Source organism: Nocardia sp. CWNU-33, from assembly GCF_046764895.1.
Lineage (GTDB): Bacteria > Actinomycetota > Actinomycetes > Mycobacteriales > Mycobacteriaceae > Nocardia.
Window position 1 is genome coordinate 13,216 of sequence record NZ_JBKOQN010000035.1, and the last position, 13,390, is coordinate 26,605.

At 66.2% G+C, this 13,390-nt stretch carries 16 protein-coding genes; 7 read left to right on the forward strand and 9 right to left on the reverse strand.

Annotated features, from left to right (window positions below):
- Window positions 1-7 precede the first annotated feature (7 nt).
- The 5 genes from ACLMAL_RS32315 to ACLMAL_RS32335 form a co-directional block, all read right to left on the reverse strand.
- Window positions 8-1,459 carry an amidase gene (locus tag ACLMAL_RS32315; RefSeq protein WP_412002532.1) on the reverse strand — a complete coding sequence of 484 codons (1,452 nt, stop codon included), beginning with the start codon at window positions 1,457-1,459 and terminating at the stop codon, window positions 8-10.
- Window positions 1,460-1,672: 213 nt separating this feature from the next.
- Complete coding sequence (locus tag ACLMAL_RS32320) at window positions 1,673-1,867, reverse strand: hypothetical protein (RefSeq protein WP_412002533.1); 195 nt, start codon at window positions 1,865-1,867, stop codon at window positions 1,673-1,675.
- 240 nt (window positions 1,868-2,107) lie between these two features.
- Window positions 2,108-2,836, reverse strand: coding sequence for a GTP cyclohydrolase II (locus ACLMAL_RS32325; protein WP_412002534.1), 729 nt, complete (start codon window positions 2,834-2,836; stop codon window positions 2,108-2,110).
- 95 nt (window positions 2,837-2,931) lie between these two features.
- Entirely contained in the window at window positions 2,932-3,768 is an 837-nt protein-coding gene (locus ACLMAL_RS32330) for a GTP cyclohydrolase II (protein ID WP_412002535.1), read from the reverse strand.
- A 215-nt stretch (window positions 3,769-3,983) separates the two neighbouring features.
- Window positions 3,984-5,453, reverse strand: coding sequence for a carbohydrate kinase family protein (locus ACLMAL_RS32335; RefSeq protein ID WP_412002536.1), 1,470 nt, complete (start codon window positions 5,451-5,453; stop codon window positions 3,984-3,986).
- A gap of 487 nt (window positions 5,454-5,940) precedes the next feature.
- On the opposite strand from ACLMAL_RS32335, the gene ACLMAL_RS32340 reads away from it, so the two are divergent.
- Window positions 5,941-6,219, forward strand: coding sequence for a hypothetical protein (locus ACLMAL_RS32340; protein ID WP_412002537.1), 279 nt, complete (start codon window positions 5,941-5,943; stop codon window positions 6,217-6,219).
- A gap of 55 nt (window positions 6,220-6,274) precedes the next feature.
- The gene (locus tag ACLMAL_RS32345) at window positions 6,275-6,691 is read left to right on the forward strand and encodes a hypothetical protein (protein ID WP_412002538.1); all 417 of its coding nucleotides are present in this window, start codon (window positions 6,275-6,277) and stop codon (window positions 6,689-6,691) included.
- 46 nt (window positions 6,692-6,737) lie between these two features.
- On the opposite strand, the gene ACLMAL_RS32350 is transcribed toward ACLMAL_RS32345, so the two are convergent.
- From ACLMAL_RS32350 to ACLMAL_RS32360, 3 genes are read right to left on the reverse strand one after another with little or no spacing between them, the layout of a single operon-like run.
- Window positions 6,738-7,814 (reverse strand): quinone-dependent dihydroorotate dehydrogenase, encoded by a 1,077-nt coding sequence (locus ACLMAL_RS32350; protein WP_328400949.1) that lies wholly within the window; start codon window positions 7,812-7,814, stop codon window positions 6,738-6,740.
- A 4-nt stretch (window positions 7,815-7,818) separates the two neighbouring features.
- Window positions 7,819-8,100 carry a DUF5703 family protein gene (locus tag ACLMAL_RS32355; RefSeq protein ID WP_328400947.1) on the reverse strand — a complete coding sequence of 94 codons (282 nt, stop codon included), beginning with the start codon at window positions 8,098-8,100 and terminating at the stop codon, window positions 7,819-7,821.
- Window positions 8,100-9,122 (reverse strand): YncE family protein, encoded by a 1,023-nt coding sequence (locus ACLMAL_RS32360; RefSeq protein WP_412002539.1) that lies wholly within the window; start codon window positions 9,120-9,122, stop codon window positions 8,100-8,102. Before ACLMAL_RS32360 ends, ACLMAL_RS32355 begins: the two co-directional genes overlap by 1 nt.
- 165 nt (window positions 9,123-9,287) lie before the next feature.
- On the opposite strand from ACLMAL_RS32360, the gene ACLMAL_RS32365 reads away from it, so the two are divergent.
- From ACLMAL_RS32365 to ACLMAL_RS32380, 4 genes are read left to right on the forward strand one after another with little or no spacing between them, the layout of a single operon-like run.
- The gene (locus ACLMAL_RS32365; protein WP_328400943.1) at window positions 9,288-9,644 is read left to right on the forward strand and encodes a hypothetical protein; all 357 of its coding nucleotides are present in this window, start codon (window positions 9,288-9,290) and stop codon (window positions 9,642-9,644) included.
- Window positions 9,645-9,650: 6 nt separating this feature from the next.
- Window positions 9,651-10,184: a hypothetical protein gene (locus tag ACLMAL_RS32370; protein WP_412002540.1), complete on the forward strand. Its 534-nt coding sequence runs from the start codon at window positions 9,651-9,653 to the stop codon at window positions 10,182-10,184.
- Window positions 10,184-12,277: an MMPL family transporter gene (locus ACLMAL_RS32375; protein WP_412002541.1), complete on the forward strand. Its 2,094-nt coding sequence runs from the start codon at window positions 10,184-10,186 to the stop codon at window positions 12,275-12,277. Before ACLMAL_RS32370 ends, ACLMAL_RS32375 begins: the two co-directional genes overlap by 1 nt.
- 17 nt (window positions 12,278-12,294) lie before the next feature.
- On the forward strand, window positions 12,295-12,441 hold the full coding sequence (locus ACLMAL_RS32380; protein WP_412002542.1) for a hypothetical protein: 147 nt from the start codon (window positions 12,295-12,297) through the stop codon (window positions 12,439-12,441).
- Between the two features lie 27 nt (window positions 12,442-12,468).
- On the opposite strand, the gene ACLMAL_RS32385 is transcribed toward ACLMAL_RS32380, so the two are convergent.
- Window positions 12,469-12,774: a hypothetical protein gene (locus tag ACLMAL_RS32385; RefSeq protein WP_412002543.1), complete on the reverse strand. Its 306-nt coding sequence runs from the start codon at window positions 12,772-12,774 to the stop codon at window positions 12,469-12,471.
- Between the two features lie 48 nt (window positions 12,775-12,822).
- Between ACLMAL_RS32385 and ACLMAL_RS32390 the strand changes: the two genes are divergently transcribed.
- Complete coding sequence (locus ACLMAL_RS32390; RefSeq protein WP_406230527.1) at window positions 12,823-13,173, forward strand: HPF/RaiA family ribosome-associated protein; 351 nt, start codon at window positions 12,823-12,825, stop codon at window positions 13,171-13,173.
- Window positions 13,174-13,390: the final 217 nt, after the last annotated feature.

Consider the following 13,390-nt stretch of genomic DNA (forward strand, 5'->3'; position numbering starts at 1 on the left):
GTACGCCCTACTCCGGTGCCTGGAAGCCGCCGATCTTCTGCTCGAGCAGTTCGGCCAGCCGAAGCGGGGTGCGGTCCTCGAACATCGGACCGATGAGCTGCACTCCCACCGGCAGCCCCTCGGGGGACCGGCCCGCAGGTATAGCGGTGGCAGGCAGGCCGGGCATGGTGGCCACACCGGCCCAGACGAGCTGGTCGAAGTACGGGTACTCGACGCCGTCGATGTCGATGTGCCGGTTCTCCAGACCTCCGTTGTGGTTGTGCGGGAAGGCGGGAGTGGGCGTGATGGGGCACACCACGGCATCGAACTCGGCGAAGAGCTGCCGCCAGCCGTGGCGGTGGAGTTCGCGACGGTTGTTCGCCTCGACCCAGTCGCGGTGGCTGAGCACCATGCCGCGCAACCGCGCCGCATCGAGACTCCGGTCGTCCGCGCTCAGGGCGGCGGCGTGGGTCTGCAGCTGTTCGTACACGTCGACGGAAATACCTGCGGCGGCGTTCGACAGCATCAGCAGCATGTAGAGCGTCGCCGCTTCGGTCGGATCGGGCAGCAGCGGACTGCGCCGTTCGACGCGGGCGCCCTCGTCGACGAGCGCCTCGGCGACCCGGTTCACGCCCGCCCGCACCGCCGATCCGGTCGGAATGAGCGGATGGTCCTCGATGATCAGGACACGGAAGTCCGACAGCCGCTCGTGGCGCGCGGGCGGCAGTGCGACGTCGTAGGCGACGCCGTGGGTCAGCGGGTCCGGTCCGGCCATCACGTCGAGCAGCAGCGCGAGGTCGCGGGCGGTGCGCGCCATCGGGCCGACGACGGCGAGGTCGAGGTCGATCGGCAAGGGCGGCGCGGGCGGCGCGACCATGCCGCGGGCCGCCACCAGCCCGAGTGTCGGCTTGTGCGCGTAGACACCGCAGAAATGCGCGGGGGTGCGCAGCGAACCGGCGAGGTCGGAGCCGATGGACAGCGCACCGAATCCGGACGCCAGGGCCGCCGCCGAACCGCCGGACGACCCACCCGACGTGCGGCCGTGATCCCACGGATTGTTGGTGGTGCCGTAGATCTCGTTGAAGCTCTGGATATCTCGCAGCATCAACGGCACATTGGTCTTACCGAGCAACACCGCGCCGGCCGCCTTCAACCGCGACACCTGCACCGCATCCTCGGCCGGCACATAGTTCGCGTGCTGCGGCATGCCCCAGGTCGTGGGCAGCCCGGCCATGTTGTAGGACTCCTTGACCGTCACCGGAATACCGAGCAGCGGCCGGTCCTCGCCGCGGGCGCGCGCCTGGTCGGCATCGCGTGCGGCGGCCCGCGCACGGTCGAAGTCCGGCACACAGATCGCGTTGATCACCTTGTCGTCCCGCTCGATACGAGCGATCGCCTCCTCGGTCAGTTCCACCGAGGTCACCTCACCGGCCCGCAACGCCGCCAACAGTTCTTCTGCCGACTGAAGATTCCATTCCATGAATCCGACGGTATCGGCGCGCCACAGAAGCCATAAAATGCCGATTCGCACAACGGGAAAGTCGAACGGACCACCTGCGCCGGTGAAGTCACACGCTCGTTCTGCCATCGAGGACGGCCCACCCCAGGTCACAGCGTCGGCAGCGGGCCAACTCCATGAGCACAGGGCATAAGAATGCTGCGCCGTGCAACGGGATAGATGTCTCAATACTCATCATGTTCCTGCCCCGGCCACAGACAATTCGCCCGCCCGCTGGCCATGGCGCGCGGCGGGATCGGTGTCGGCCTGGAAGTTCAGGAGACCTTCATCGGACACCCGCGGGTACTTCGCGAGGCTGCGAACCGACATATGCCCGGACAGCTTCATCAGCACCGGCGTGGACGCGCCCTTCTCCGCAGCGTGGGTCAACCGCGAATGTTCTCGCCCGGGTTCTGTCGGTTCGACGCGGTGCCGGAGCTCCTCGGCGCCGGATCTCGGGCGACTATCCCTGCCGCGGAACCCAACTCCCGTCCACGCAAAACGCTCGGCTGGGAAACCACAGCCGAGCGTCTGACTGAGCTCCTGGCCGAAACCAGTTGACCAACAGCGTGTCGCAACGACCCCTAGAATCCGCCAGATGCTCAGGGCCACAACGATTTCGATTGACACTCATCGTAACCGGACGTCGGGGATCGTGACGGTTCTCACCGCGAGAGCGAATCGCCGCATGCACCAGGACACCGGCGGACACCACCACGGCCCATGTGACCGCCGAAACCTCGACGACCAGCCCACATCCTCGAGCGGGATCATGTGCCCGCGACGTTCCCGCTTGGCCTCGAGATACTTGCGCGCCTTGTCGCTGCGCGGCCGCGTCCCCAAAGGCACCACCGTGACGGTGATGGCCTGATCCCGCACCGCACGCACCTTGTCCGGATTGTTGGTCAACAGCCGCACCGAGCGCAGCTCCAATGCCGTCAGCGCCTCGGCGGCGAGTCGGTAGCACCGCATATCCGAACGCAGTCCGAGGCGCTCGTAGCTGTCGAACGTGTCGACTCCCAGACGCTCACTGGTGCGCAGGCCGCGCGCCTTGTTGATCAGACCGGCGCCGCGCCCTTCCTGCTCCAGATACACGAGCACACCGCACCCGGCGTTCTGGATGAGGTCCATCGATTTGTCCAGTTCGGGACCGCAATCGCAGTCCTCGGACTGCAGGGCGTCGCCATAGAGACAGCGGGAATGGATTCGGACCAGACAACCGTCGGTGATCTGGCCGAAGACGAGCGCATGACCGCCGTCTTCGCCACCGGGAATCGGCATGACCCGGACGCGGAGCTCACGCCCCTTACGAGTCAGCCGATGCCCGGTGGCGGAGAGGCCCGATGCCGCTTTGGCCATGCTCCTCCGATGCATAGTGAAGCGGTGCACGAACTGTGAAATTGCCAGTCGCACAATGCATCCATGGTAGCCGGAGGTCAGTTCCCATGGCACTGCTACGCGGGGACGGCGGCTCGCTGGGGGACTTCGTAACCGATGTGCTGCGCGGCATTGTCGACAGCGGGTTGCGTGGCGGGAGCCGACAGGCCCGGTTCGGCAGGCAGGTATGCGACGGCTTCGCTCGGCATCGCCCCGGGCTGCGGGGTGGGATCGTGGCTCGGCTCTTCCGCCGCGGCAGCGGAGGTGCGCCGCCAGAACGCCAGACGGCTCTTGCGGACGCCCCTGAGTCGACGACTGCGGCGTGGACGCTGCACAGCCGGGAAAGTGCCCAAGGCATCCGATTCCCAGTCTGCGGGCGCCCATGGCGCGTCGTCGGTCGGAATCCAATGACGCCGACGTCGACGTTTGGCCTCCAGATACGCGGCAGCGCGTGCGCTCAGTGGACGGGTGCGCAGCGGAACGACGGTCACCGTAAGGCCGGCCAACCGAAAATCCTCGGCCTTGGCCGGGTTGTTGGTCAGCAGCTGCACCGATCGCAGCCCGAGTTGCACCAGACTCCTGGCCGCGTGGTTGTAGGTGCGGGCATCCGCCGGGTAGCCGAGTGCCTCGTAGCTGGCGAAGGTGTCGCTGCCGGTGCGCTCACTCTGCTGATAGCCGCGCGCCTTGGCGATCAGCCCGACACCGCGGCCCTCCTGCTCCAGATACACCAGGACGCCCGCGCCTGCCGCCTGGATGAGGTCGAGTGCCTTGTCGAGTTCGGGCCCGCAGTCACAGTCGTCGGAGCCGAGCGCATCACCGTAGAGACACCGGGAATGCACCCGCACCAGGCACCCGTCGGTGAGCTCACCGAAGACCAGTACATATCCGTACTCGGCGCCACCGGCGACTTCCATGACAGAAACCTGTATTTCGCGTCCCTTGCGGGCGAACCGATGAGTGGTCGCACCGAGTAGGGACCCGGCTGTGATCAATGCTGCCCCGGACCCGAGCCGGAGCGACGCCGTTGGATGTGCGTGGTCACGACGGGGACTGTAGCGGATGTGTGGTGTCGTGCAGATGAAGTGCGAGACATGGTGGTAAAAAGTCGCCGTTCACGATGATGCGATGCTCACCGATTCGCGGCATAACGCTCGACGATCTGGTCGATATCGCCGGTCAGCGGCATGGCGCTCGGCACGTCACCGAGCTTCTGCGTCAACAGCATGGCCGCGGTCGCCCAGTCGAGGTCTTCCCGGCCGAGCGACCCCTCCGAAACGACCACCCGGTAGGCGAGGGCCGCGGAGAAGGCGGCTGCCGCACCCGGCGCGTTCTTGAGTGCCTGCGGAAAATGCGTGACGTCGACGTTGAGCCGATCCGATCGCATCGCACACTGGAATTCGCCGACCGTACACACTGCGCCGACCCCGAGCCCGCGCAGCCGCTGCGCGACATCGTCGCTCGACGCGGTGGTCACGGCCGGGAGCATTTTGTCGAGCTCGTCAGCGGAACCCACCAGGTAGTCGACCGCATCGAGATAGCGATAGAGATCCTGTGGTACCCGCAGACTCGGGGTCGGACAGACGATCAACCGCGGTTTGGGTCGCATGCTCGCGACCATGGCCAGCACCTGTCCGATGATGCCGATCGGGTGTTCGAATGTCAGCAGCACCACATCCGAGGCGCTGAGCGCCGCACGCACATTCGGACCATCGAGATCCGCTCCTTCCAAGCGGACCCGATCGTCCTGCACGCCGATCAACGCCATGTCGCCGCTCGAGGTCATGATGACCGCGGTGATCGGTGAGGGTGCGCGAGTGGCGGTCTTGATCAGCTCGGTCCTGACACCGGCCGTGCCGAGGTATGCCCTGATGCGACGGCCGTTTTCATCGTCCCCGAGCGCGGAGACGATGCGGACCTGGAGTCCGAGGCGCGCGGCCGCCACCGCCCGGTTGAGCCCTTTGCCGCCGGGATGCTCGCTGTAGCCGTTGCCGCGAGCGGGCGCGTCCACCGCGGGGATGCGGTCGACACGGAAGAGGTGGTCCATGACCGCGTCACCGACCACCGTCACCATGCCCGGTCGGGGCTGCGAGTTCGGCAGCGTCACTACGATTTTCGGTGTGGGGGCCATCTGCGGGATGGTGTAGCTGGATTCGCCTGCGAGCAGGCCGGCCAGCGCGGTGAACGCGTCGTGCTCCGAGGAGGTGCGCAGCCGCTTCACCGTCGGTGCCTCGGGAATGGCCTCGGCCCGCAGCGTCTCGTGCAACCGCTGCCACATCTCGGCCAGATACTCCCGCCGCTGCCCGAGGTTCTCGGCGTAGAGGCGATCGAGATCGATTCCGTCCGGGGGGCTTTCACGAAACAACCCGAGCGAGAGTGCCGCATCGGCGATCAAGCGGTCGGTCGGCTGCAAGCGGCGTGCCATGTCGCTGACGACGGGCAGCATGGATTCCTCCGGTGACCGGCCCGTCCGCAGCGCGCGCTGCCGGACGACCACCAGGTCGAGCAAGGGCTCGACATCGATCTCGGTGTTGCGCAAGCGATCCGAGCTCAGGCCGGAGTACTTGCACAGCCGCGTGAGGATATTGCGTATCGCGACCATGCGAGAGTCCTGCGGAAGGTTCTGCAAGATCCGCCCCTCCCTGGGTGCTGTCGATTCGTTGTGCTCTGCCGGCGAACTACCGGACGATCGGGGTTTAGCGCGAACACGATCCGGCAATCCCCAACTTACTCCGGCAATTGACCATCATGAAGGGCAAATGCCACACTGGTTTCGGCGATCTGATCGCCCACCAGACGACTCGGGAGGGTTTGGTGATGAGGGTGCTGCTCCTGATGCGACATGCTCGGCGGCGCGGACAACACTGCGTCGGCGACTCCGAAACCGAGCAGGAGACCAACCGCGCCACGGTCTAGGCGAACGGTTCGCGTTCACCCGGACATCCGACAGAAATCAGCCGCCGTCGTCGCTCCGCTCCGCTTCTTCCGATGGCAGCAAGACCCGGTCGATACGAGTTACTCGGATCCACCGGGGCCCACGCTCCCCGGCCGCAGCATCGGTGACGATTCCTCAGCCCATGGAGACAGCCGTGACGATCTACGAAAGCAGCCGGTCTATGACCAGCAGCGTCACGCCCGAATGGGCATGGCGAGCAGGCCCCGAGGAACCGGCGTGGCGACTGAGCTGGTTGCCCCATCCACTACCCCGCGAACAGGCACTGGCCGGCATGGAACTGCAGGAGATCCTCAGCCATCCGGACCTGGCATCGGACCCCGCCGCGCAGGCGCTGGCCGATCGACTCGGAATCACCGTGCGGCAAGCCATCGGCCTGTTGCATCAACGGATGCTCGACAGGAGTCATTCGTGACCATGTTGTACCCCCCAGAGCTCACCAGGCTCGAGCTGTTGCACCGGAGGCACCCATGAACGTGCATATGACCGAATGGACGATGATCAGTGACATAACCCCCGAATCTGCGTACAAGACCACCGGATCGGGGGCGGCAGTGTGGTCGTTGAGCTGGCTGCCCGACCAACTGCTGACCAGGGAACAGGCTTTGGCCGGCATGGAACTCGACGAGATCCTCAGCGATCCGAGCGGCGTGCATGACCGGGATGCGCACTTCGAAGCGACCAAGCGAGCGGACACCATCGGCATCCGCTGGGAGCAGGCGGTGATCCTGCTGTCCAAGCGGATCCTGGCGCGTATGCATCAGCATGTGGGCGAGATGCCGGAACCTGAGGGTGCCGCGGCCGGTGCACCGGTCACGACTGGGCGCACCTTCCGCTCACGCCGCATTTCGATGCATCGCAGTGGGCCGCCTCGCGTGCTCGGATAGCAGCGCGGCACACCATGCAAGGCTGCACCGAATGCCGCCGCAGGTGTCAGGAGCGATCGCCGTGCTCGGCGCCGATCGCGTCGGCGATCGATTTGTACCCGTTGTCGCGCAGCCGGGCGGCGATGCCGCGATGGATGTTGCGAGTCCAGAAAGGGCCGCCGTAGATGAAGCCGGTGTAGCCCTGCAGCAGGGTAGCGCCCGCGAGGATCCGCTCCCAGGCCTGGTCGGGGGTTTCGATGCCGCCGACGGAGATGAGGACAAGGCGGTCGCCGACGCGGCGGTAGAGGCGGCGCAGGACATCGAGGGAGCGCTCGGCGACGGGAGCGCCGGACAGGCCGCCCGCACCCATGGCTTCGACCTCGGCGACAGGAGTGTGCAGACCGTCGCGGCGGATGGTGGTATTGGTGGCAACGATGCCGGCCAGGCGCAGTTCGACCGCGAGGTCTGCCACCGCGTCGATGTCCTCGTCGGAAAGATCGGGGGCGATCTTCACCAGCACCGGAACCTGCACGCTGTCGAGCACGGCCTGCAGCACCGGGCGCAACGATTCGACGGCCTGCAGGTCACGCAGGCCGGGGGTATTGGGAGAGCTCACGTTGACAACAACGAAATCGGCGAGCGGACCGAGCAGCGCCGCGCTGATCGCGTAATCGGCTGCGGCGCCCTCCGGTTCGACGATCTTCGTTTTGCCGATGTTCGCGCCGACCGGGACTCCGCCGCGGCGGCCACGCAGCTGCTCGGCCGCGGCGGCCGCGCCGTGATTGTTGAAGCCCATCCGGTTGATGAGGGCATGATCGGCGGGCAGCCGGAACAGTCGCGGGGCGGGATTGCCCGGCTGGGCCCGGGCGGTCACTGTGCCGATCTCGGCGAAACCGAAACCGAGCGGTGCCCACGCATCGACGCCGTCGGCATTCTTGTCGAAGCCGGCGGCCAAGCCGAGCGGCGCAGGGAACTCGACGCCGAAGGCGGTGTTGCGCAGGATGGGATCGTCGGAAACCAGGACCTTCGACATTGCCCAGCGCGAGGGCGGGAAGCGGTCGGCCAGTTTCATTGCGGCAAAGACCAGATGGTGGATGCGTTCCGGCGGTAGCAGGAACATCAAGCGCAATAGCAGTGCGTACATCGGTTCACATCCCCGGTTCGGGCTGGGGTAGCAGCGCGGTTTTTCGGCGGCGCAGCAGCACTCGGCGGCTGCCGTCTGTATAGGCGCGCACGCGAGAGAGTTCCCAGCCGCCGAATTCGGCTTGAATGGCCAGCCGCATGGACGCGGTCACCCGATTCACCTCCGGCGGTAGTCGCAGCGGCACGTATTCGTAGTCGTCACTGGTGGTTTCCCAGCTCGCGGGGAGCGCCGCGCGATGGCTGCGGGTCCTTCGGTGCTGTGGTGGTTGGTCATCCTTCGGCGCCATCACTGCCCTCCCTTCCGCTGGTCCGCCCGGATTCGCTGCAGACCGTTCCCGGTCGCGGATCCGACGAACAGATCGCCGGTGCGCTCGTCGATGGCGACCGAATTCGGCTGCCGGACCGTCGGAAATCGGCCCACTTCCTTCGGTATACCCGTCGACAGATCGAATCCGACGACTTCGTTGGTCTGCGTGCACGTCACCCACACGGTCTCGGACCGTTGGTCGTAGGCAAGCGCGTAAGGCGACGATCCTACCGGGAAACGCTGCCGCAGGACGAGCGGTCCGGCCGTGTAGACCAACAGTTCGTTACCTGCAGTGTCGGTGACGACGATGCGGCCGAAGTGGTCGGTGATCAGGTTGGTGGCGCCGTCCCCGGCACGCAGCGCCAACCCGAGCTGGTCTTTGCCCAGGTCGAGTTCGGTGAGCGAGGTCTGGCGGCGGTCGAGCACGCTCACCCGATCGCCGGTGAGGGCCAACGCGTCGGCCGAAGCGAGCCCGGACACGGTGTCGAGGACCTCGCCTGCGGGAGACAGGACGCGCACCTTGCCGTCAGCCGTGCCGACGACGAGTGCGCCGTCGCCGCGTTCTTGCACCGCGTGCACGTCACCATCGACGGTCACCGCAGTGGTTGTCGACGCCGCGGAGTCGACGCGCAGCACCCGATTCGGCAGGGCGACAAGAACTTCGCCGTCCTGTCCCGAGGCGAGGGCAGCGGCCTTCGCGGGCAGCGCGACCGCGCGCACCACAGGCGGGGTGGCGGCCGGGTCGATGAGCAGCAGCGCCGTCGCGCTGCTGTCGAGCGCTGCGAGCAGACCGGTTCCGGTGACGACGAGCAGGTCGGTGATCGGTGTGGTGACCGACAGAACTTGATCGGCCGGTGCGGCGGTTGTATCCGAGGAGACCGCGGCGGTGGCCGGTGGTCTGGTCGGCAGGTCTTTACCGTCGGTGTCGGAGGAGCATCCGGCCAGCAGCACCAACACCGCGACACCCGCAATGGCCGAGGGGACCGAGCCGCGAGGGCGCATCCACCGAACTCCTTCTACCGACGTACTACCGACCGATCATCCACAACATCACCATCTGACCATGATGGCGCACCGGCGCGGCCGACCGGGGTGGCGGCTCGAGGAGAATGTCGGTGTTCGGGGTTACGGTTAGGTTGAAACAGTGTCCAACTCAGGGAGATCCGGTTGAAAGCCGACCACCCATCGGGATTTGCCATCGATGACATAACCGTTGGTCCGTTTGCTCACGGATTCGGCACCACCGCCGACGGCAGGCCCTACGCCTTCCGTACAGTCCGCTCGACCGTCACGCTGGAGATCTACCGTGCCGACCTCGACAGCGACGTGCCAGGCCCCGAGGACGTCGTCGCGATCGCCCAGGCCCGCGTCACCGACATCGATCTCGACGACGAACGCAGTGTGGTGGCGCTGGTGCGGGACATGATTCCGGACGCGGCGCCGGTCGAAGCGGCCGCCGAGCGTGACATGACGACGGTTCGGGCGCTGCTCGGACGAATCAGTTCTGTCATCGATGGTATGTAGATGGTGATGCCAACCACACGATTCGCCCGCACCGCGCTGACCGCGGCGGCCCTCATCACGCTGGCCTCGGCCGCGGCATGCAGCTCGGGACCGGACGAAGCGGCCGTCGATGCCGCGCGCTCCTCGGCCAACGCCTCGCTGTCCTCATCGGTCGCCGCCTCCTCGAGCGCCGCGCACCGGCCGCTGCCGACCGCCGCCGAACTGGACGCGCAGATCAAACGCGCACTCGACCCGGCGCTGCCCGACAGCGAACGCACCGATCTCATCGAAGACGGCGAGGTGTTCAAGGACGCCATCCCGGACATGTACAAGGCGCTGCAGGACAATCCGCGCGCCGTGTACGGGGTCACCGACCCGATCTTCGACAATCGCGACGGCACCTTGACCGCGACCATGCGCCTGGACAAAGACGGAACCGGTTCCGCCGTGCGCACCACCGTGGTGCATTTCGTGCTCATCGACGGCAAGTGGAAGATCTCCCACACCGATTTGTGTGGCATCCTGCGCTCGGCCGATTACCGTACCCCGGCCTGCGGCTAGTGCTGGATACCGGCCTGGCACGGTGGGGCCATGTCGTCTATCGCCACCGGTATCTCGTGCTCGCGGTGTTCGCGCTGGCCGTTGTCGCCTCCGGCTGGTACGGCCGTGATCTGTCGGGCAGGCTGACCCAAGAGGGCTGGTTCGACGAGAGCAGCGAATCGGTGGCCGCCTCCAAGATCGCCGACGACACCTTCGGTCGCGATACCGACAGCGACATCATCGCCGTCTACACCGCGCTCGAGGGCAGCACGGTCGACGATCCGGCGGTGCGTGCCGCGGTGACGACCGCACTGAATCAGGTGCTTGCCCAGCACCCCGACCGGGTCCAGAAGATCGACAGCTATTGGGACAGCCCGTTCGCCTCGCAGGCCACCGACGCCTCGCACACCCACGCCTTCGCCAGCATCGGACTGCGCGGTGCAGGCACCGCCACCGTGGAGAACTACGCCGCGGTCAAGGACGAGCTCGGCGCCGGACCGGCCGGTAGCGGGCCCGGCGGCACGACGGTGCAGCTTGCCGGGTTGCAGCCGGTCGTCGAGGGCATCAACCAGGGCATGCAGCACGACATCAAACGCGCCGAAATGATCGCACTGCCGATCGTGGCGATCCTGCTGTACTTCGTCTTCGGCGGGGTGATCGGCGCACTGCTTCCCGTGCTCATCGGCGGGATGACGGTGCTCGGCACGCAGGGCACCATGCGCGTGCTCACCGACCACATCAATGTCAACGTATTCGCCAGCGCGGTAGTGACTTTGGTCAGTCTCGGGCTCGCCATCGATTACGGGTTGTTCACTGTGACGAGGTTCCGGGAGGAGTTGGCCTCCGGTCACACGGTGGAGGAGGCGACCGCGCGCACCGTCGCCACCGCGGGGCGCACGGTGTTGTTCTCGGCGGCGATCATCGCGATCAGCCTGGGCGCGTTGTTCATCTTCCCCATCGGCGTGCTGCGCTCGGTGCCCTACGGCGGCATCAGTTCGGTATTGCTCGCCGCGCTGCTGTCGGTCACCGCACTGCCCGCGGTGCTCAGCATCGTCGGGCGGCGCATCGATCTGTGGGGCTGGCATCGCTTCTCCCATAGCAAAACCGATGCCCAGATAGATGCCGGATTCTTCTCGCGGCTCGCCACCACGGCGATGCGGCGGCCGTGGCTGGTCGCGGCGCCGATCGTGCTGGTGTTGCTGGCGCTGAGTATCCCGTTCCGCCACATCGAGTTCGGCGGGCTGAGCGAGCGCTATCTCGCCGAGGACAATGCGGCCAGGGTGGCGCAGGAACGCTTCGACGAGCTTTTCCCGAGCTTCCGTACCGAACCGCTGAAACTGGTGGTGATCGGCGCGAATCCGCAGCAGCTCAGTGACATCCGGTTCGAGGCCAACCAGGTTCCCGGGCTCACCGGGCGCTTCGAACCCGGCGCGCCGACCAAAGACGGCATCAATGTGTTGAACGCGGGCCTCGCCGACAAGCGTGACGCCGACGCGGTGATCGCCGCACTGCGCGCCATCCCCGAACCGCCCGGCGTCGAGGTCATGGTCGCGGGTGTGCCTGCGCTGGAGCGCGACAGCATCAACGGACTGCTCGACGGGCTACCGGTACTGGCCGCGATCCTGGTGGTCGCCGCGCTGGGACTGATGTACGCCGCGTTCGGATCCTTCGTCCTCGCGCTCAAGGCCGTCCTCATGAGTGCGCTGAGTCTAGGCTCCACGCTGGGCATCCTCACCTGGATTTTCGTGGAAGGCCACGGCGCGGGGATCTTCCATTTCACCCCGGGCCCACTGATGTTCGCGGTGCTGGCGCTGATCGTGACGGTCATCTTCGGACTGTCCACCGACTATGAAGTCTTCCTGCTCTCGCGCATGGCCGAGGCCCGCGCGGGCGGCGCCGACCCACCCGAGGCGATCCGCTACGGCATTGCCCACACCGGCGGCGTCATCACTTCCGCCGCGGCGATCCTCATCGTGGTGACCGGCGCGTTCGGCTTCTCCGACCTGGTGCTGATGAAGTACATCGCCTACGGCATGATCGCCGCGCTGATCATCGACGCGACGGTGATCCGCATGTTGTTGACGCCCGCGGTGCTGAAACTGATCTGGCGCTGAGCCGAAGGAGAGCGATCGTGCGTGCGATCAAGGGTGCGAATCTGGTTGTGGTGTTCCTGCTGGAGCTGGGGGTGCTTGTGGGGGTGGGAATCTGGGGTTCACCCTGCCTGCAGGCACCGCAACCCGGCCTGGGAATCCTGAAGCTGGCCCCAGCCCCAAAGTAGAACTGTCCGCGGTTGACGGGGTGTGAGTCAGTCCGGGATTTCCGCTTGGTCTGTGGTGCGGTCGTGGTCGCGTAGCATGCGCAGGACGGTGGCAGGGGAGGGATGGTGGCCCTTCTTCTTGCCTTTTGCGAGCACGAGGCGGCCCGCGATGTCGCGCAGGCTGAGTACCGTGCCGAACTCGATCGCCGCTGGGCTACCAGGAACTCCGGGGTATCGCTTTCGCCAACAATTGGGCGACCCAGACCGCTCAGTCCGATGATCATCGGGGATTACGGTGAGTACCGAGGTAAAGGAGGAGCAGGCTAGGGCGGCGGAGTCGATGACGAACACCATCCGCCTCTGTCCGAGTAACAGTTGCCACCTACCGGAATGGATACGCACATGCAGATTCTGATCAACACCGACAGCAACATCGACAGCGGCGAAAAGCTGATCCGGCACGTCGAGGAGGAGATCGCTTCGACGCTCGAGCGCTTCAGCGACCAGATCATCAGCGTCGAAGCCCACCTCAGTGACCAGAACGCGGGTAAAGGCGGACCGGATGACAAGCGATGCGTGCTGCAGGCTCGTCCGACCGGTCAGCAGCCGGTCGCGGTGACCCACAACGCCGCGACGATCGATGACGCCTGTCGGGGCGCGGCCGAGAGCATGGCACATCTGCTCGCCAGCCGGTTCGGCCGGCTGCACGAGACAAAGGGTGGCGACTCCATCAGGCACCCGCACACGAACTGAGTCAGCAGCACCGGGTTGTTCGGTATTCGGGGTGGCCCATCGATCTGTTGACTTGCTTCAGACATATGGTGGCCCAGATTCGAGAAAAGTCACGGTAACGAGTAACCGCAGGTAAGAGTCCCTTATCTGCTGTAGCGACGGTGCTGAGCTGGACGAACGGCACCGTTTGGCCGGGTGACTCCGCGAATTATCTGCGGCAGAGCATGCTCCGGCCACC